The organism is Enterobacter sp. RHBSTW-00593 (assembly GCF_013784105.1).
In the GTDB taxonomy this organism is placed as follows: domain Bacteria; phylum Pseudomonadota; class Gammaproteobacteria; order Enterobacterales; family Enterobacteriaceae; genus Enterobacter; species Enterobacter ludwigii.
This window is the reverse complement of sequence record NZ_CP056393.1, coordinates 583,314-602,813: the sequence shown is the minus strand read 5'-3', so window position 1 is coordinate 602,813 and position 19,500 is coordinate 583,314. Positions and strand designations below refer to the sequence as shown.

Here is a 19,500-nt window from a genome sequence, read left to right as displayed (position 1 = left end):
ATCACGCCCGTAGTTATCAGTAGAGTAAGCGTTATGTCCTCCAGAATTCTGACCACCAGCATTGCTGGTATTGATGCCTTTATGCGCGATCCCCGCGGTGTGCTGATCCACGCCGAAGGCGGCACGGTTGCGGTATTTGCTGACAACGCTCCGGCGTTTTATGCCATCACACCGGAACGTCTGGCACAGCTTCTGGAGATTGAAGCGCAGTTGTCCCGCCCGGCGAGCGACGTAACCCTCGATAACCAGTTGTTTGACGAGCCGGTTAACGTCCCCATGGCCGTTCCCATGGGAAAATTTGCCCTGTATGCGGGCTGGCAACCTGATGCTGATTTTCAACGGCAGGCGGCATTGTGGGGCATAGCGTTAACGCAACCGGCTACCCCCGAAGAGCTGGCCGCGTTTACCGCCTGGTGGCAGGCGGAAGGCAAAGTATTCACCCATATTCAGTGGCAACAGAAGCTCGCGCGTCATCTGCAAATTAATCGCGCCAGCAATAACGGCCAGCCAAAACGTGATATCAACGCGTTTTCCGAACCGGATAAACAGATCCCTAATGGATTCCGAGGTGCGAAATGAAGAACGTCGGCGACCTGATGAAACGTCTGCAAAAGATGATGCCAGCCAACGTGAAGCCCGCCTTCACGACGGGTGAAGAACTCCTGGCATGGCAAAAAGAACAGGGTAAGATCCGCGCCGCCGCGCTGGCCCGCGAAAACCGGGCGATGAAAATGCAGCGCACCTTTAACCGTTCCGGTATTCGCCCCCTGCACCAGAACTGCTCATTTGATAACTATAAAATTGAGACCAACGGGCAGATGAATGCACTCGCTGCCGCGCGTCAGTACGTGGATGAATTCGACGGCAATATCGCCAGCTTCATTTTTAGCGGCAAGCCTGGCACGGGGAAAAACCACCTGGCGGCCGCTATCTGTAACGAGCTGCTGCTGCGCGGGAAATCGGTGCTGATCATCACCGTGGCCGATATCATGTCCGCCATGAAAGACACCTTCAGCAACCGCGAAACCAGCGAAGAGCAACTGCTTAACGACCTGAGTAATGTCGATTTACTGGTTATTGATGAGATTGGCGTCCAGACCGAATCCCGCTATGAAAAAGTGATCATTAACCAGATTGTCGATCGCCGCTCTTCCTCCAAACGCCCCACCGGCATGCTGACTAACCACAACATCGACGAAATGACCCGCTTGCTGGGCGAACGCGTCATGGATCGCATGAAGCTCGGGAACAGTCTGTATGTCATCTTCGACTGGGAAAGTTACCGCAGCCGTGTCACCGGTAAAGAGTATTAAGATATTTCCAGGAAAGACCGGTGGCCCGGAGGTATATACTGACTCCACTTTCGCCCCAAAACGGACCTTTTTTGAGTAAGCCATTATGAAAAAACAGTTTCTTTTCAGCACCCTATTAGGCGCCCTGCTGGTTACCGGCGCGGCACAGGCCGCATCCTGGCAGGATTCGCTGTCCAGCGCAGCGAGCGAACTGACCAAAGAGAGCAGCAGCACCCAGGGCGGGCTGTCAGCCTCTTCCCTTACCGGCCTGCTGGGTAACAGCACTCAGAGCCTGAGCGCAGGCACAATGAACAATGCCGCGGGGATTCTGGAATATTGCGCGAAGCAAAAACTGGCCTCCGTGACCGACGCGCAAAACGTGAAAAATCAGGTGCTGGGCAAACTCGGTCTGGATACACAGGAGCAGAAACAGGACACCAACTATATGGATGGTATTCAGGGCCTGCTGAATGCGCAAAACGGTCAACAGCTCAACCTGAGCACTATCGGCAACTCCTCGCTGGCGAAACAGGTGAAAACCAAAGCCTGCGATCTGGTGCTGAAACAAGGCGTTAATTTCATCTCCTGATCCCCGCCTGTATTGCCATTACACGCCGCGTTTAAGACGTTACTCTTTTAACGCGGCGTTAAAGCCGTCTTTTTCCTGCCTGCCACCGTCTGAGCGTCCGTATGTCAGGATGCGACCCCCTTCAAAAAAACGATTTTCTAAACCAAATCCTAACAACAGCACACTTTCGTGACACTAAAATTGCAGCTACACGACAACGCAATTACATTGTATAACCCAAAAAATAATCAGTTAGCCAGCTAAGCGCCTGGCGTCATGAGGATAGACTGTTGTCAGAGTTAATGTCCCTTGTCCTTTTTCTGGCCTCTGTAGGCGTTTACGCCTGCAAAGCGGGCCGTAACACCTGGTGGTTTATCGCCACGCTGGTGGTGCTCGGCATTTTTATTATTTTAAACATTACCTTATACGCCAGCGATTACTTTACCGGTGACGGCATTAATGATGCGGTGCTCTACACGCTGACGAATAGCCTGACGGGCGCGGGCGTGGGTAAATACATTCTTCCCGGGCTTGGGCTGATTGCGGCGCTGGTGATTATTTTTGGCGCCCTGGCCTGGGTGCTGCGCCGCCGTCGACATCTTCCGCATCATGGCGGCTACAGCCTGCTGGCACTCTGTCTGGCGCTGGCGTCCGTGGATGCCAGCCCGGCGTTTCATCAGATAACCGAGCTGGTAAAGTCACAGTCGCGCGACGGCGACCCGGATTTCATGGACTGGTATAAAGAGCCGTCCCAAAAAATAGCCAACCCGAAGCTTAACCTGGTGTATATCTACGGCGAGAGTCTGGAACGCACCTGGTTTGATAACAATGCCTTCCCGAACCTGACGCCGGAGCTGGGCGCGCTGAAAAACGAAAGTCTTGATTTCAGCCATACCGCGCAGCTGCCCGGTACGGATTACACCATCGCCGGGATGGTTGCCTCGCAGTGCGGTATCCCGCTCTTCGCCCCCTTTGAGGGTAATGCCTCGGCCTCAATGTCGAGCTTCTTCCCGCAGAACGTTTGCCTCGGCGATATCCTGAAAAACTCCGGCTACGAAAACTACTTCGTGCAGGGGGCCAACCTGCGCTTTGCCGGAAAAGATGTGTTCCTGAAATCCCACGGTTTTGACCATCTGTATGGCTCAGAAGAGTTAAAAACGACCGTTGCCGACCCGCATTACCGCAACGACTGGGGCTTTTACGACGACACGGTACTGGACGAAACCTGGAAAAAGTTCGAGGAACTGTCCCGCGCCGGCAAGCGTTTCTCCCTCTTTGCCCTGACGGTAGATACCCACCATCCGGACGGGTTTGTCTCGCGCACCTGTAAGCGCAAACGCTATGAGATTGACGGCAAAAACAACACGTCGTTCAGCGCGGTAACCTGCAGCCAGGAGCATATCGCCGCTCTGGTCGAGAAAATCAAAGCCTCGCCGTATTTTAAAAACACGGTCATCGTCGTCTCATCTGACCATCTGGCGATGAAAAACAGCGCCTGGGATCAGCTCAGCAAACAGGATCGCAGCAATCTGTTCTTCATTCTGCGCGGCGACCAGCCACAACAGGACGTGATCGCCACCAAACGCAACTCCATGGATAACGGCGCAACCGTGCTGGACATTCTGGGCGGGGATAACTTTATTGGCCTTGGCCGCAGTACGCTCTCGGGGCAGTCGCTGTCGGAAGTGTTCCTCAACATGAAGGAGAAAATCCTTGCGTGGAAGCCGGACATCATCCGCCTGTGGAACTTCCCGAAAGAGATGAAAGACTTCACCATCGATCAGGATAAAAACACGATTGCCTTCTCCGGCAGCCATTTCCGTCTGCCGCTGCTGCTGCGCGTGTCGGATACGCGCGTCGAACCGCTGCCGGAAAGCGAATACTCTGCGCCGCTGCGTTTCCAGCTGGCCGACTTCGCCCCTCGCGATAATTTTGTCTGGGTCGACAGGTGCTACAAAATGGGCCAGCTCTGGTCCCAGCCACTGGCTCTCTCAACCGACTGGTGCGTTTCTCAGGGACAGCTTGGCGGGGAGCAAACCGTGCAGCATGTCGATAAAGCGCAGTGGAAAGGCAAAACCGCATTCAACGATACGGTCATCGATACCGCGCGCTATCAGCGAAATGTCGACATGCTGAAGATCGTGGATAACGATATTCGCTATAAAGCAGACAGCTTTATCTTCAACGTGGCCGGGGCACCGGAAGAGGTCAAACAGTTCAGCGGCATCTCGCGTCCAGAATCCTGGGGGCGCTGGTCTAATGCGCAGCTGGGCAGTGAAGTGAAGATTGAGTACGCGCATCCTCTGCCTGAAAAATTCGACCTGGTGATCACCGCCCGGGCCTATGGTCCAAACGCGAACCGTCCCATCCCGGTTCGCGTGGGCGATAAAGAGCAAACGCTGACGCTGGGAAATGACGTCACCACCACCACGCTGCATTTTGATAATCCTTCCCGCAGCAATACGCTGGTGATTGTTCCGCCGGACCCGCAGCCGACGAATGAGGGAAATATTCTTGGCCATTCACCGCGCGAGCTCGGCATCGGGATGGTAGAGATTAAAATTGTCAGTAAAGAGAGCTGATCCCTTCTGCGCCCGGCGTTCTGTCGGGCGCTTTATGTAAATATATAATCCTATAAAACCATTAAAAATAAGACATAGACACCATATATCTCTCATTTCTATTTATAAATTCACCAGAAAGAAATCATATCTCAGAATGTGTAACTCCTTACACCCTGAGAGAGTTACCCACTTTTTATCATGCTAACCGGCCATACGTTCGAATCCACCCTGGCACAGCGCAGCGGAGTACGACCAGCGCTACCAGGGGAAAAAACCCTGATGCCGCAGACACTGAATGCCGACTATAAGGTCATCGTTTTAAGCGGCAATGCCTTCTTGTGGCTGGGCCTGAAGACGTTCATCTCGCAGAGTGTGGACCCCTGCCCTGAAATTTTCTGGATTAACGACGTGAGCCCTGAGGGGATCCTGCCCCTGCGGCAACTGATGTTGAATATCCGCGTCAAAAAAGGGTGGCTGGTATTCACCGATGCGTCCCGCGTCAACGATATTAAAATCATTCTGGGGGGTGAGCGTGTCCACGTGGTGGCGGGAAACCTGTCACTCGCGCAACTCAGCCGCTGTTTTCAGAACACGCCGTTCGCAAGCGTAAAAAACGCCACGCTCACCTGCCAGGAGCTTCGGGTTTGCATGCTGTTCCGCAACGGGTTCAGCCCGGTTCGCATCGCGCAGATCCTGAATAAATCCCCGAAAACGATCTATACCCACAAGCGTAACGCGATGAACAAATTTCACTGCCAGAACCTGGCGGAATTCCATCGCAAACTCTTCCTGCTCGACTACCCGGCATCGTGTTTGTCACTGCACGGCTAAGCACGTCGGGAAATAAGATCATGCGGCGTCATCTTCCCTGTCTCATTCTCTGGCTGTTGATGCTGGCGCTGCTGTCTCGCTATGCCCTTCCCGCCACGTTGGGATGACGTGGTAATCCGACTGCACGAGTAAATTGCCTTAAATCTTGTCTGGATCAATGTTATCGGTAACAATGGCGCTAAAATAGCCAGCGTGTTATGTCCGACAAGGCACAGCCTTATCTTCTTTTTTGTTATTTTTTCTGTATTACAATAACTTATGAAATACCTGCTTGCTGACGCCATCGTCTATAACGACGAAGACGGTTCTGTTTCTCTTATCAATGCACCCGATCTGGACAGACAAATCCTCACCTGTACCGCCAACGCCATCCTGAAGCTGCTGGTTCAGCATCACGGAAACGTCGTCGAACGTGACACCTTTCTGAGTGATGTCTGGGATCAACGTGGGCTCCAGGGGTCCAACAATTCGTTAAATCAATACATCAGTATTGTGCGCAAAATGCTGTCGAGCCTGCTGCCCGACACCCTGTTTATCGTCACCGTGCCGAAAACGGGCTTTATGCTCAGTGCTGATATCGCGGTAACGCCCCTGGAGGACGATTTTCCCGTCGTGGAGTCGGTCCCGGCCTCACGACGCATTCAGCCAGAATGGCTATTCTGCGCTGTATTCACGCTGATGGTCGTGGCGCTGTGCATCGGCGCCTGTTTGACGAAACAGGCGCACCAGTACAGTGACACTCATCTGCTCACCCACATTGGCACCTGTCCGGTCTACACCTTCGCCCCGCTGGCAGATGTGTTTCACACTAAGGCTATGGCGCTGGCGCAGACGCTTCAGCGCGAAGGTAATCTGCCCTGCCTGAAAAACTCTATTTTCTATATGCACATCCAGAGAACACTTTTCTATGGCCACGAAGGGCGGCTGGTCCTTTCCCAGTGTTCTCTCACGGACGGTAAAGCCAGCGCCTGCCGAACGCTTTACTTTTACGAGTGGTGATATGAAACAAAAAAAAGTGTGGCTTATTCTGGCGCTCAATCTGTTGCTGATTGGCGTGACGCTGGCGTGGTACGTCTACACGCCTCCGCTGTCCGGAACCTGTGCAGGAAACCTGACATTTTCAGCCCGACATGACGATCATGATTTCTCCTTTGAAGGGGAGGTTACGCTGCGCTTTCAGCCCGACAACACAGGGTACCTTACGCTTAACGGCGACGTGGTTAACGAGCCACATCACTGGGATGTTTCCCGCCAGGAGATGTTTACGTGGCGGCACGTTGAGGGTTCACTCTATGAAATATTCATACAAAGCGTGGCGCGCTTTAGCCATGACACCCTGCCACCGGGTGTCTTTGAAAAGTACGTCGCCGGCCTGACGCCGGGGAACAAAAGACTCCTGAAGATTGAACGCACGCCGGAAGACGCGCTGGTGATCAGCAATTTCTATGCGCCGGTCCTGATTTGTTCAGAATAGGCACGGCTGGTCGGGGTATACTTTCCGCCATGAACATTCTCTTTCGATCGACGACGCCCAAAGATGTTGCTGCCCTGCCCGCCATCGAGCGCGCGGCTGGCGAGCGTTTTCGGGACGTCCCCGAACTGGCCTGGCTTGCAGACGGCGACGTCATTTGCGCGGAACATCATCTTGATTACGCGAAACGCGGGTTTAGCTGGCTGGCGCTGGCAAACGACCTGCCCGTCGGGTTTATTCTTGCAGAAGCCCATCCGTCATCGCTGTTTATTGTCGAACTCTCGGTTCATCGGGAGTGGCAGGGAAGAGGAATAGGTCGGCGACTTATCGCCTGTGCCGCAGACCATGCCCGCACGCTGGGGCTGACATCGCTGACGCTGACCACCTTTTGCGAGGTGCCGTGGAATGCGCCGTTTTATGCGCGACTCGGGTTTGAAACGGTGACGATGCTAACGCCTGAACTGCGTCAGAAAAGAGAGGAAGAAGCGGCGCACGGTTTCGCGTATGACTCCCGCTGTGCCATGCGCCTGCCTCTGTGATATCGGCCTGCAAAACGCCCCATTACAGGCCGGGTCAGGCGTAGCCGCCCCCCGGCACTGTGGCAGGATTAAAACGTTTCCCAGTTTTCGCCCGCATCGGTGGTCGCGGCTTTACGCGCCATCATAGGGGCTGCAGCGGTTTTCGCTGAAGCCTGCTCGCGGGCTTTCATCTGCTCCTGCTGAATGCGGAACACGGCCACGGCCTGAGTCAGACGGCTCGCCTGCTCTTCCAGTGCCGCCGCCGCCGCGGCAGACTCTTCCACCAGCGAGGCGTTCTGCTGGGTCACGCGATCCATCTCAGCCACCGCCAGACCCACCTGATCGATACCGCGGCTCTGCTCATCAGACGCAGAGGCGATTTCGCCCATGATGTCCGTCACGCGGGTTACCGCATTAACGATTTCACCCATGGTTTCGCCGGCGCTTTCTACCAGGGTAGACCCGACTTCCACGCGGCCAACAGAGTCTTCAATCAGGCTCTTGATCTCACGTGCTGCCTGGGCGCTGCGCTGTGCCAGGTTACGGACTTCACCCGCAACAACGGCAAATCCGCGGCCCTGCTCGCCCGCACGTGCCGCTTCTACTGCGGCGTTCAGTGCCAGGATGTTGGTCTGGAACGCGATGCCGTCGATCACGCTGATAATGTCGGCAATTTTCTGCGAACTGCCCGCGATGTCACGCATGGTTTGCACCACGTTATCCACCACTTTACCGCCCTTCTGCGCGGTTTCAGACGCGCTCAGCGCCAGGTTGCTCGCCTGACGGGCGTTCTCGGCGTTCTGCTTAACGGTCGCCGTCAGCTGCTCCATGCTGGCAGCGGTCTCTTCGAGGGATGCGGCCTGCTGTTCCGTACGGGAAGAGAGATCGTTGTTACCCATCGCGATTTCGCTCGCGCCGCTGTAGATGGCATTAGCACCGTTACGCACATCACCAACGGTACGGACCAGCTCGCCCTGCATATGACGCAGCGAGTCGGCCAGTTCACCCATCTCGTTAGCGCCCTGCACCTCGATGCGCTTCACCAGATCGCCGCTGGCGATATGACGAATGTTGTCGATAAGACGGGTAAGTGGCGAAATCAGCGCCTGCTTGATACCCAGCCACACGGCCACGATCACCACCAGCACCGCAATCAGTACGCTAATCAGCACCCAGATTGCCTGGCTGTAGGAGCTATTGCTGTTTTCCACCGCCATCTGATACAGCTTGTCGTTCTGCTGCAGATAGTTCACGTACTGCTTCTCAAAACCATCCTGATAGCTCTGGGTAGGTTGATCGAAGAAGGCGTTGATTTTGCCCGCGCCCAGCAGCTGGATCAGCTCCGCCAGTGCACCGTGGTAGATATCGTAGTTACGTTTGATCTCCGTCGCGTCGGCGTCGTTTTGACGCGGATCGCGTGGCAGGGCTTCGTATTCAGCCCAGTTTTTTTCTGCCTGTTTCAGGGAAGCCGCCGCAATTTGCATCAGATCGTTCACGGTCGCGCCGCTGCCGATATTGCTCTGATCCATCATGTAGCGGATACCCGCACGGTTCAGGGTATTACGGGTTTGCAGCAGGGCAACCCAGCTGGCGTTCAGCGTGGACTGTTGCTGGCGAATGGTTTGCAGGACGGTGAAATTCTCTTTGTCATGCTTGAGGGCATTGAAGAAAAGACCACCGGATGTGAGTTGTAAAAGGCCAAATATCGCTAATACCAGCATTAAGCTGGTGACAATCTTGATACGGTTTAACATGTTTTCGCTTTCCATCAGACAGATAACAGGATTTTCGGCCTGGAAAGGGAAAACTTTACGAAAATCATCCTTAAATTTGTGGTTTTTACTCTTCTTCGCGCGCTGTGATATGCCGGTTCCCCAGTTCAATAAACTCTTCCAGCAGCGCTGTCAGCTGTTGCATCTTCGCCGGCGTATATTCGGCCTCGATTTGCTGATACGCCTCTTCCACCTGCGCCTGGGCACGCTCGTATAGCCTGTTCCCCTCTTTGGTCAGCGATACGTACAGCTTGCGCTGATCGTTTACGGGCTTAAGGCGCAGCACCAGACCGTCACGCTCCATGCGCGTCAGAATGCCCGTCAGGCTGGGACGCAAGATACAGGTGCGAAACGCCAGATCGTGAAAATCCATCGACGGATGTTCGGCCAGCACGCGCACGATGCGCCACTGCTGCTCGGTCAGGTTATGCCGTTTCACAATCGGGCGGAAGTAAGACATCGCCGCTTCCCGCGCCTGTAACAGGGCGATAGTTAATGAATCATGCATAGCCTCTCCCGGTAATCATTAACACATGAACAATTCAGTTCTGCTGGTTTTACACACAACGCGTTTGACGACAAAAAGTCTAACAGAAACAAGCCTGATTTATTAACACAATGATAAATATAGCCTTTAATCTCTTTATGTAAATTTATTGTTATTCATATCACAAATTATTCACTTCTGGTTGCGAAATAAACAGCAAAGGCATACAACCAGATCATTAACATATTAATGAAATCACAGACCGGACGTCCGGCCTGAGGAGTAAGTGAATGAAAGGTACTGTTTTTGCCGTAGCGCTGAACCACCAGAGCCAGCGCGATGCCTGGCGCAACGCGTTTGAAAAAGCCCCCTACCACACGCCGCCAAAAACCGCCGTGTGGTTTATCAAACCGCATAACACCGTGATCCGCACGGGCGACCCCATTCCCTTCCCGCAGGGAGAAACCGTGTTAAGCGGTGCCACGGTAGCGCTGGTTGTGGGTAAAACGGCGCGTAACGTTCCCGTGGACGAGGCGGCGGAGTACATCGCCGGTTACGCGCTTGCCAACGAGGTGAGCCTGCCGGAAGAGAGTTTTTATCGCCCGGCGATCAAGGCCAAATGCCGCGACGGCTTTTGTCCGCTGGGAGAGCTGGTCGCCGTCGACCACGTTGATAACCTGACCATCGTCACCGAAATTAACGGCCGGGAAGCGGACCACTGGAACACCGCTGACCTGCAGCGCAATGCCGCCGAACTGCTGAGCGCCCTGAGCGAGTTCGCCACCCTCAGTCCGGGCGATGCCATTCTGCTCGGCACCCCACACTCGCGCGTCCCGCTGCAGCCGGGCGATCGCGTACGCATTCTGGCGAAAGGCTTCCCGTCCCTGGAAAACCCGGTGGTTGACGAACGCGAGGTCGCCCATGCGCAAGGCCCACATCCGCACGCCACGCTGTTCGCGCTTGGTCTGAACTACGCCGATCACGCCAGTGAGCTGGCGTTTACGCCGCCAACGGAACCGCTGGTGTTTATCAAAGCCCCCAACACCGTGACCGGCGATAACCAGACCTCGGTCCGCCCGAACAACATTGAGTACATGCACTACGAGGCGGAGCTGGTGGTGGTCATCGGCAAAACGGCGCACAAGGTCAGTGAGCGCGAGGCGATGGACTATGTCGCGGGCTATACCGTCTGCAACGATTACGCCATCCGTGACTACCTGGAAAACTACTACCGCCCGAACCTGCGGGTGAAAAGCCGCGACGGGTTGACCCCCCTCAGCCCGCATATCGTGCCGAAAGAGGCCATTCCCGACCCGCATAACTTAACCCTGCGCACCTTCGTGAACGGTGAATTGCGCCAGCAAGGCACCACTGCCGATCTGATCTTCAGCATCCCGTTCCTGATTGCCTATCTCAGCGAATTTATGACCCTGCAGCCCGGCGACATGATTGCCACCGGCACGCCAAAGGGTCTGTCTGACGTACAGCCAGGCGACGAAGTGGTCGTGGAAGTGGAGGGCGTGGGCCGCCTGGTGAACCGCATTGTCAGTGAGGAGACTGCAAAATGAAAAAAATAAACCATTGGATTAACGGTAAAAACGTCGCAGGAAGTGATTACTTCCACACCACTAACCCGGCCACCGGAGAGATACTGGCGGAGGTCGCGTCCGGCGGTGAAGCTGAAATTCATCAGGCCGTGGCGGCGGCCAAAGAGGCATTCCCGACGTGGGCTAACCTGCCGATGAAAGAGCGCGCACGCCTGATGCGTCGCCTCGGGGATCTTATCGATCAACACGTTCCGGAGATTGCGGCCCTCGAGACCGCCGACACCGGCCTGCCGATCCACCAGACCAAAAACGTGCTTATTCCACGCGCGTCGCACAACTTCGCGTTCTTCGCCGAAGTGTGCCAGCAGATGAACGGTAAAACCTACCCGGTCGACGACAAGATGCTCAACTACACCCTGGTGCAGCCGGTGGGGGTCTGCGCGCTGGTGTCGCCGTGGAACGTGCCGTTTATGACCGCCACCTGGAAAGTTGCGCCGTGCCTGGCGCTGGGCAACACCGCGGTGCTGAAGATGTCTGAACTCTCCCCGCTGACCGCCGACCGTCTGGGCGAGCTGGCGCTGGAGGCCGGTATTCCGGCGGGCGTGCTGAACGTGGTGCAGGGCTATGGCGCAACGGCGGGCGATGCGCTGGTACGTCACCACGACGTGCGCGCCGTCTCCTTTACCGGCGGCACCGCCACCGGGCGCAACATCATGAAAAACGCCGGACTGAAGAAATACTCCATGGAGCTGGGAGGGAAATCTCCGGTGCTGATTTTTGAAGATGCGGATATCGAACGCGCGCTGGATGCCGCCCTGTTCACCATCTTCTCCATCAACGGCGAGCGTTGCACCGCTGGCTCACGTATTTTCATTCAGCAGAGCATCTACCCGGAATTCGTCAGGCGCTTTGCCGAGCGCGCGAACCGTCTGCGCGTGGGTGACCCGACCGATCCGAACACTCAGGTTGGCGCGCTGATCAGCCAGCAGCACTGGGAAAAAGTCTCCGGCTATATCCGTCTTGGCATTGAAGAAGGCGCGACCCTGCTGGCGGGCGGCCCTGACAAACCCACCGATCTCCCTGCTCACCTGAAAAACGGCAACTTCCTGCGCCCGACCGTGCTGGCAGACGTCGACAATCGGATGCGCGTGGCCCAGGAAGAGATCTTCGGGCCGGTTGCCTGCCTGCTGCCGTTTAAGGACGAAGCCGAAGGGTTGCGTCTGGCTAACGACGTGGAGTACGGCCTGGCGTCATACATCTGGACCCAGGACGTCAGCAAAGTGCTGCGCCTGGCGCGCAATATCGAAGCCGGAATGGTGTTTGTAAACACCCAGAACGTGCGCGATCTGCGTCAGCCGTTTGGCGGCGTGAAGGCTTCCGGTACCGGGCGCGAAGGGGGCGAATACAGCTTCGAGGTGTTCGCTGAAATGAAAAACGTCTGCATCTCCATGGGCGACCATCCGATTCCAAAATGGGGGATCTGAGTATGGGCAAGTTAGCGTTAGCGGCAAAAATTACCCACGTTCCGTCAATGTACCTCTCTGAACTGCCGGGAAAAAACCACGGCTGCCGCCAGTCCGCCATCGACGGACATAAAGAAATCAGCAAGCGCTGTCGGGAGCTGGGCGTCGATACCATCATTGTGTTCGATACCCACTGGCTGGTGAACAGCGCCTACCACATCAACTGTGCGGATCATTTCTCCGGCATCTACACCAGCAACGAGCTGCCGCATTTTATCCGCGACATGACCTACGACTACGACGGTAACCCGGCGCTCGGCCAGCTTATCGCCGACGAAGCGGTGAAACTCGGTGTACGTGCCAAAGCGCACAACATCCCGAGCCTCAAGCTGGAGTACGGCACGCTGGTACCGATGCGCTACATGAACAGCGATAAGCACTTCAAAGTGATCTCTATCGCCGCGTTCTGCACCGTCCACGACTTCGCCGACAGCCGCAGGCTGGGCGAGGCCATCGTCAGCGCGATTCAGAAATATGACGGCACCGTGGCGGTGCTCGCCAGCGGTTCGCTGTCGCACCGTTTTATCGACGACCAGCGCGCCGAAGAGGGAATGAACAGCTACACCCGCGAGTTCGACCGTCAGATGGACGAACGCGTGGTGAAGCTGTGGCGTGAAGGCAAGTTCAGGGAGTTCTGCAGCATGTTGCCGGAATATGCCCACTACTGCTACGGCGAGGGCAACATGCACGACACGGTGATGCTGCTGGGGATGCTCGGCTGGGACACATACGACGGCAAGGTGGAGTTCCTCACCGAGCTGTTCCCCAGCTCCGGCACCGGCCAGGTTAACGCCGTTTTCCCCCTGCCCGCGTCCGCGTAAGGAGCCACCATGCCGCACTTTATTGCTGAATGCACTGACAACATCCGCGAGCAGGCGGACCTGCCAGCACTGTTCGCCAAAGTGAACGACGCGCTTGCCGCCACGGGAATCTTCCCACTCGGCGGTATCCGTAGCCGCGCGCACTGGCTGGACACCTGGCAGATGGCCGACGGTAAGCACGATTACGCCTTTGTGCATATGACGCTGAAGATTGGCGCCGGGCGCAGTCTGGAGAGCCGGGAGGCAGTGGGAAAGGCACTGTTTGAGCTGATTAAAACCCACTTCGCCGACCTGATGGCATCGCGCTATCTGGCGCTCTCTTTTGAAATAGACGAGCTGCACCCGACGCTCAATTACAAACAAAACAACGTGCACGCTTTGTTTAAGTAGCGCCCTTACCGGGCCGACAACGGCTTTGAACGCAAGCCGGGTGAGCAGCACGCCACCCGGCAACAACAGGAAATCGCCATGCTCGATAAACACACCCATACCCTGATCGCCCATCGTCTGCATCAGGCGGAACAGTCCCGGGAGCAGATCCGCCAGATCTCGCTCGACTACCCGACGATCACCCTTGATGACGCCTACGCCGTACAGCGCGAATGGGTGAGCCTGAAAATCGCCGAAGGTCGCGTGCTGAAAGGCCACAAGATTGGCCTCACCTCCAAAGCGATGCAGGCCAGCTCGCAGATTAGCGAGCCGGACTACGGCGCTCTGCTCGACGACATGTTCTTCCACGACGGCAGTGATATCCCTGCCGACCGCTTTATCGTCCCGCGCATCGAAGTGGAGCTGGCCTTCGTGCTGGCAAAACCCCTGCGCGGCCCAAACTGCACCCTGTTCGACGTCTACAACGCCACGGATTACGTCATCCCCGCGCTGGAGCTGATCGACGCCCGCTGCCACAACATCGATCCCGAGACCCAGCGTCCGCGCAAGGTGTTCGACACCATCTCCGATAACGCCGCCAACGCAGGTGTGATCCTTGGCGGTCGCCCGATTAAGCCCGACGAGCTGGATCTGCGCTGGATCTCCGCCCTGCTCTACCGCAACGGCGTCATTGAAGAGACCGGGGTCGCCGCGGGCGTGCTCAACCACCCGGCCAACGGTGTGGCATGGCTTGCCAATAAACTCGCGCCGTACGACGTTCAGCTGGAGCCTGGCCAAATCATCCTCGGCGGTTCGTTTACCCGCCCGGTGCCGGCCAGCAAGGGCGATACCTTCCACGTGGACTACGGCAAGATGGGCTCCATCAGCTGCCGTTTTGTTTAGGAGACCACCATGGAAAACAGATTCAAAGCGGCGCTCAGCGCCGGAAAACCGCAAATCGGCCTCTGGCTGGGGCTGACCAGCAGTTACAGCGCCGAGCTGCTGGCCGGTGCGGGTTTCGACTGGCTGCTGATCGATGCAGAGCACGCGCCCAATAACGTGCAAACCGTCCTGACCCAGCTGCAGGCGATCGCGCCTTACGCCAGCCAGCCGGTGGTACGCCCGTCGTGGAACGATCCGGTCCAGATCAAACAGCTGCTGGACGTCGGGGCGCAAACCCTGCTGGTGCCGATGGTACAAAACGCCGATGAAGCCCGGCTGGCGGTGCGCGCCACGCGTTATCCACCGGCGGGGATCCGCGGCGTGGGCAGCGCGCTGGCTCGCGCCTCGCGCTGGAACCGCACGCCTGATTACCTGCAGCGCGCTAACGATGCCATGTGCGTGCTGGTGCAGATTGAAACGCGCGAGGCGCTGAAAAATCTGCCGCACATCCTCGACGTGGAAGGCGTGGACGGGGTGTTTATTGGCCCGGCGGATCTGAGCGCCGACATGGGCTTTGCCGGAAATCCGCAGCACCCGGAAGTCCAGGCCGCCATCGAGAAGGCCATTGCGCAGATCCGTGCGGCAGGCAAAGCACCCGGCATCCTGATGGCTAGCGAGCCGCTGGCAAAACGCTACCTCGAGCTTGGCGCGCTGTTTGTCGCCGTCGGGGTCGACACCACCCTGCTTGCACGCAGCGCCGAGGCGCTGGCGGCACGTTTTATCGATATCCCGGTTACGTCAGTAAATAACAATAAATCCGTCTACTAAACGTACGATGTGGAGCGCAACATGACGACCTCTACCCTGCAAACCCATGATAATAAAGCTGTAGAACACCGCGTTATTCAGAAGCTGTTTCGTCGTTTGATCGTGTTTCTCTTTATCCTGTTTGTCTTCTCGTTTCTTGACCGCATTAACATCGGCTTTGCCGGGCTGACGATGGGCAAAGATCTGGGCCTCACCTCGACCATGTTTGGCCTGGCCGCCACCCTGTTTTACGTCACCTACGTGATATGTGGGATCCCCAGCAACATCATGCTGGCGAAGGTCGGCGCCCGGCGCTGGATCGCCGGGATCATGGTGGTGTGGGGCATCGCTTCCACCTGCACCATGTTCGCCACCAGCCCGCACACGCTCTATGTGCTGCGCATGCTGGTGGGCATTGCCGAGGCCGGATTCCTGCCGGGGATCCTCGTCTATCTCACTTGGTGGTTCCCTGCTTACCACCGCGCCCGCGCCAATGCGTTGTTTATGATCGCCATGCCGGTGACCATGATGCTCGGCTCGATCCTCTCCGGTTATATTCTGGCCATGGACGGGCTGTGGGACCTGAAAGGCTGGCAATGGCTGTTCCTGCTGGAGGGGCTACCGTCCGTGGTGCTCGGCGTTGTGACGTGGTTCTACCTGAACGACACGCCGGATCAGGCCAGCTGGCTGGATGACGACGAAAAGCAGGCGCTTAAAACAATGATCGCCCGCGAGCAGGAGTCGGCCATCGCCCGCCCCGTCACGCCGCGTTCGACGCTGCGCGAAGTGTTTACCCCGGCCGTGCTGCTCTATACCCTGGCCTATTTCTGCCTCACGAACACCCTGAGCGCGATTAATATCTGGACGCCGCAGATCCTGCAAAGCTTCAACACCGGCAGCAGCAACATTGTGATTGGCCTGCTGGCGGCGATCCCGCAGTTTTGCACCATCCTCGGGATGATCTGGTGGAGCCGCCGCTCCGACAGGCTGAAAGAGCGAAAAAAGCACACCATTCTGCCGTACCTCTTTGCGGCGGCAGGATGGTTACTGGCCTCGGCGACCCACCACAGCCTGATCCAGCTGCTTGGCATCATCATGGCCTCAACCGGATCGTTTACCGCCATGGCGATCTTCTGGACCACGCCGGATCGGGTTATTAGCCTGCAGTCGCGGGCGGTCGCACTGGCGGTGATCAATGCCATCGGTAACGTCGGATCCGCCGTCAGCCCGCTGTTGATCGGCATTCTGCGTGACAGCACCGGCAGCTTCAGCTCCGGGTTGTGGTTTGTTGCCGGCTTGCTGGTGGTCGGCGCGCTGGTGCTGACACGTATCCCGATGACGCAGCGGGAGAGCCTTGAGCACGAGCCGGGTATGGCGGCGCAGAAAATCCTGTAAGGAGCGGCTATGTGCCAGAACCCGATCGCGAATATCGACATCAGCAAAGAGTACGACGAAAGTCTGGGAACGGATGATGTTCACTATCAGTCGTTCGCCCGCATGGCGGCCTTTTTTGGCCGCGACATGCAGGCTCACCGTCACGACCAGTATTTTCAGATGCACTTTCTGGATACCGGACAGATCGAACTGCAACTCGACGATCACCGCTACTCGGTGCAGGCTCCGCTGTTTGTGCTCACGCCCCCGTCGGTGCCGCACGCGTTTATTACCGAATCCGACAGCGACGGGCACGTTCTGACGGTGCGCGAGGATCTGATCTGGCCGCTGCTGGAAGTGCTCTACCCCGGCACGCGGGAAGCCTTTGGCCTGCCGGGGATCTGCCTGTCGCTGGCCGATAAGCCGGACGAACTGGCGGCACTGAAGCACTACTGGCCGCTGATTGCCCGGGAATCGACGGCGCAACTGCCCGGGCGCGAACACACGCTGGTTCTGTTAGCCCAGGCGGTGTTCACCCTGCTGCTGCGCAACGCGAAGCTCGACGATCACGCCGCCAGCGGCATGCGCGGCGAGCTGAAACTGTTCCAGCGCTTTACCCAGCTGATTGATGTCCATTTTCATGAGCACTGGACGGTACCGGAATATGCCAGCGAACTGCACCTGACCGAATCGCGTCTGACCGATATCTGCCGACGCTTCGCCAACCGCCCGCCGAAGCGGCTGATTTTTGACCGTCAGCTGCGTGAAGCGAGGCGGATGCTGCTCTTCTCCGACAGTGCGGTCAGCGAAATCGCCTGGCAGCTGGGGTTTAAAGACCCGGCCTATTTTGCCCGGTTTTTTAATCGGTTAGTGGGGTGTTCGCCGAGCGCGTATCGGGCGCAAAAAGTGCCGGTGTCGTCTGTTACCCCACCCCAGCCCTGACCCTCGCCCGGGTTCAGGGTGAGGGAAATCACACTCTGCGATCATATGCGAAAAGTACCAGCCGTTGTCCCAATCGTCCCTTCACGTTCCCCCCCGCTCAGGCTTCAATTAAACAACAAAAACAAAACATAAATTTAACATCACTGTTCCGATACGAGGTCCCTATGAAGCCTGAAGATTTCCGCGCTGATGCCAAACGTCCGTTAACCGGTGAAGAGTATTTAAAAAGCCTGCAGGATGGCCGTGAGATTTATATCTACGGCGAGCGCGTCAAAGACGTGACCACTCATCCGGCGTTTCGCAATGCGGCAGCCTCCATCGCGCAGATGTACGATGCGCTGCACAAGCCTGACATGCAGGACACGCTGTGCTGGGGCACCGATACCGGCAGCGGCGGCTATACCCATAAGTTTTTCCGCGTAGCGAAAAGCGCCGACGACCTGCGTCAGCAGCGTGACGCCATCGCCGAGTGGTCGCGCCTGAGCTACGGCTGGATGGGCCGCACCCCGGACTACAAGGCGGCGTTTGGCTGCGCGCTCGGTGCCAATCCGGCGTTCTACGGCCAGTTCGAACAGAACGCCCGTAACTGGTACACCCGTATTCAGGAAACCGGGCTTTACTTCAACCACGCCATCGTTAACCCCCCCATCGACCGTCACAAACCGGCGGACGAAGTAAAAGACGTCTACATCAAGCTGGAAAAAGAGACCGACGCCGGGATCATCGTTAGCGGCGCAAAAGTGGTGGCAACCAACTCGGCGCTGACTCACTACAACATGATCGGTTTTGGCTCCGCGCAGGTCATGGGCGAAAACCCGGACTTCGCGCTGATGTTCGTTGCGCCAATGGACGCCGAAGGCGTGAAGCTGATCTCTCGCGCCTCTTACGAAATGGTGGCAGGTGCGACCGGCTCTCCGTACGACTACCCGCTCTCCAGCCGTTTCGACGAAAACGACGCGATCCTGGTGATGGATCATGTGTTGATCCCCTGGGAAAACGTGCTGATCTACCGCGATTTCGATCGCTGCCGTCGCTGGACCATGGAAGGCGGTTTTGCCCGCATGTACCCGCTGCAGGCCTGCGTACGTCTGGCGGTGAAGCTCGATTTCATTACCGCGCTGCTGAAGAAATCGCTGGAGTGTACCGGCACCCTGGAGTTCCGCGGCGTGCAGGCGGATCTCGGGGAAGTGGTGGCCTGGCGCAACATGTTCTGGGCGCTGAGCGACTCCATGTGTTCTGAAGCCACACCGTGGGTGAATGGCGCGTACCTGCCGGATCACGCGGCGCTGCAGACCTACCGTGTCATGGCCCCGATGGCCTATGCGAAGATCAAGAACATCATCGAGCGTAACGTCACCAGCGGCCTGATCTATCTGCCGTCCAGCGCACGAGACCTGAACAATCCGCAGATCGACCAGTATCTGGCGAAATACGTGCGCGGCTCCAACGGCATGGATCACGTGGAACGCATTAAGATTTTGAAACTGATGTGGGATGCCATCGGCAGCGAGTTTGGTGGTCGTCACGAGCTGTATGAGATCAACTACTCCGGCAGCCAGGACGAAATCCGTCTGCAGTGTCTGCGTCAGGCACAGAGCTCTGGCAACATGGACAAAATGATGGCAATGGTCGACCGCTGCATGTCCGAGTACGACCAGCATGGCTGGACGGTGCCGCACCTGCACAATAATTCCGATATCAACATGCTGGATAAGCTGCTGAAATAACGCAG

19 protein-coding genes are annotated in these 19,500 nt (G+C 57.0%); 17 read left to right on the top strand and 2 right to left on the bottom strand.

All coding sequences use genetic code 11. The annotated features are described in order from the left end of the window. The first annotated feature begins 33 nt into the window (after positions 1-33). The 8 genes from dnaT to HV242_RS02860 all read left to right on the top strand — a co-directional run bounded on the left by dnaT (position 34) and on the right by HV242_RS02860 (position 7,265). Entirely contained in the window at positions 34-579 is a 546-nt protein-coding gene (gene dnaT / locus HV242_RS02895; protein WP_050737523.1) for a primosomal protein DnaT, read from the top strand. After that, complete coding sequence (gene dnaC / locus HV242_RS02890) at positions 576-1,313, top strand: DNA replication protein DnaC (protein WP_014168503.1); 738 nt, start codon at positions 576-578, stop codon at positions 1,311-1,313. The genes dnaT and dnaC overlap by 4 nt, the downstream gene beginning before the upstream one ends. An 85-nt stretch (positions 1,314-1,398) precedes the next feature. Further along, positions 1,399-1,881 carry a DUF2501 domain-containing protein gene (locus HV242_RS02885; RefSeq protein WP_050737524.1) on the top strand — a complete coding sequence of 161 codons (483 nt, stop codon included), beginning with the start codon at positions 1,399-1,401 and terminating at the stop codon, positions 1,879-1,881. A gap of 269 nt (positions 1,882-2,150) precedes the next feature. Then, positions 2,151-4,442, top strand: coding sequence for a phosphatidylglycerol--membrane-oligosaccharide glycerophosphotransferase (gene opgB, locus HV242_RS02880; protein ID WP_050737525.1), 2,292 nt, complete (start codon positions 2,151-2,153; stop codon positions 4,440-4,442). 261 nt (positions 4,443-4,703) lie between these two features. Next, positions 4,704-5,255, top strand: a complete 552-nt coding sequence (locus HV242_RS02875; protein WP_025205614.1) for a helix-turn-helix transcriptional regulator — start codon at positions 4,704-4,706, stop codon at positions 5,253-5,255. A gap of 258 nt (positions 5,256-5,513) precedes the next feature. Then, positions 5,514-6,254: a winged helix-turn-helix domain-containing protein gene (locus HV242_RS02870; protein ID WP_050737526.1), complete on the top strand. Its 741-nt coding sequence runs from the start codon at positions 5,514-5,516 to the stop codon at positions 6,252-6,254. A gap of 1 nt (position 6,255) precedes the next feature. Continuing rightward, positions 6,256-6,729 carry a hypothetical protein gene (locus HV242_RS02865; protein ID WP_020885303.1) on the top strand — a complete coding sequence of 158 codons (474 nt, stop codon included), beginning with the start codon at positions 6,256-6,258 and terminating at the stop codon, positions 6,727-6,729. Between the two features lie 29 nt (positions 6,730-6,758). Continuing rightward, positions 6,759-7,265 (top strand): GNAT family N-acetyltransferase, encoded by a 507-nt coding sequence (locus HV242_RS02860; protein ID WP_050737527.1) that lies wholly within the window; start codon positions 6,759-6,761, stop codon positions 7,263-7,265. A gap of 68 nt (positions 7,266-7,333) precedes the next feature. Here HV242_RS02860 and tsr read toward each other — a convergent pair whose 3' ends face one another. Next, the gene (tsr, locus tag HV242_RS02855; protein WP_032682055.1) at positions 7,334-8,998 is read right to left on the bottom strand and encodes a methyl-accepting chemotaxis protein; all 1,665 of its coding nucleotides are present in this window, start codon (positions 8,996-8,998) and stop codon (positions 7,334-7,336) included. 85 nt (positions 8,999-9,083) lie between these two features. Continuing rightward, complete coding sequence (gene hpaR, locus HV242_RS02850) at positions 9,084-9,524, bottom strand: homoprotocatechuate degradation operon regulator HpaR (RefSeq protein ID WP_014168494.1); 441 nt, start codon at positions 9,522-9,524, stop codon at positions 9,084-9,086. 269 nt (positions 9,525-9,793) lie between these two features. Here hpaR and hpaG point away from each other — a divergent pair, with 269 nt between their 5' ends. The 9 genes from hpaG to hpaB all read left to right on the top strand — a co-directional run bounded on the left by hpaG (position 9,794) and on the right by hpaB (position 19,495). Further along, a complete protein-coding gene (hpaG, locus tag HV242_RS02845; protein WP_032681712.1) occupies positions 9,794-11,071 on the top strand; it encodes a 4-hydroxyphenylacetate degradation bifunctional isomerase/decarboxylase in 1,278 nt (425 codons plus the stop codon). Beyond that, entirely contained in the window at positions 11,068-12,534 is a 1,467-nt protein-coding gene (hpaE, locus tag HV242_RS02840; protein WP_050737529.1) for a 5-carboxymethyl-2-hydroxymuconate semialdehyde dehydrogenase, read from the top strand. The genes hpaG and hpaE overlap by 4 nt, the downstream gene beginning before the upstream one ends. A 2-nt stretch (positions 12,535-12,536) precedes the next feature. Further along, a complete protein-coding gene (hpaD, locus tag HV242_RS02835; RefSeq protein WP_020885307.1) occupies positions 12,537-13,394 on the top strand; it encodes a 3,4-dihydroxyphenylacetate 2,3-dioxygenase in 858 nt (285 codons plus the stop codon). Positions 13,395-13,403: 9 nt separating this feature from the next. Beyond that, positions 13,404-13,784: a 5-carboxymethyl-2-hydroxymuconate Delta-isomerase gene (locus HV242_RS02830; RefSeq protein WP_020885308.1), complete on the top strand. Its 381-nt coding sequence runs from the start codon at positions 13,404-13,406 to the stop codon at positions 13,782-13,784. A gap of 78 nt (positions 13,785-13,862) precedes the next feature. Next, the gene (gene hpaH / locus HV242_RS02825; protein ID WP_014168488.1) at positions 13,863-14,666 is read left to right on the top strand and encodes a 2-oxo-hept-4-ene-1,7-dioate hydratase; all 804 of its coding nucleotides are present in this window, start codon (positions 13,863-13,865) and stop codon (positions 14,664-14,666) included. Positions 14,667-14,675: 9 nt separating this feature from the next. Next, the gene (hpaI, locus tag HV242_RS02820) at positions 14,676-15,473 is read left to right on the top strand and encodes a 4-hydroxy-2-oxoheptanedioate aldolase (RefSeq protein WP_050737530.1); all 798 of its coding nucleotides are present in this window, start codon (positions 14,676-14,678) and stop codon (positions 15,471-15,473) included. A gap of 21 nt (positions 15,474-15,494) precedes the next feature. Then, positions 15,495-16,847 carry a 4-hydroxyphenylacetate permease gene (gene hpaX, locus HV242_RS02815; RefSeq protein WP_181616905.1) on the top strand — a complete coding sequence of 451 codons (1,353 nt, stop codon included), beginning with the start codon at positions 15,495-15,497 and terminating at the stop codon, positions 16,845-16,847. A 9-nt stretch (positions 16,848-16,856) separates the two neighbouring features. Beyond that, positions 16,857-17,768 (top strand): 4-hydroxyphenylacetate catabolism regulatory protein HpaA, encoded by a 912-nt coding sequence (hpaA, locus tag HV242_RS02810; RefSeq protein ID WP_032681716.1) that lies wholly within the window; start codon positions 16,857-16,859, stop codon positions 17,766-17,768. Between the two features lie 164 nt (positions 17,769-17,932). Beyond that, positions 17,933-19,495, top strand: a complete 1,563-nt coding sequence (hpaB, locus tag HV242_RS02805) for a 4-hydroxyphenylacetate 3-monooxygenase, oxygenase component (RefSeq protein ID WP_014168483.1) — start codon at positions 17,933-17,935, stop codon at positions 19,493-19,495. The last annotated feature ends 5 nt before the right edge of the window (positions 19,496-19,500 follow it).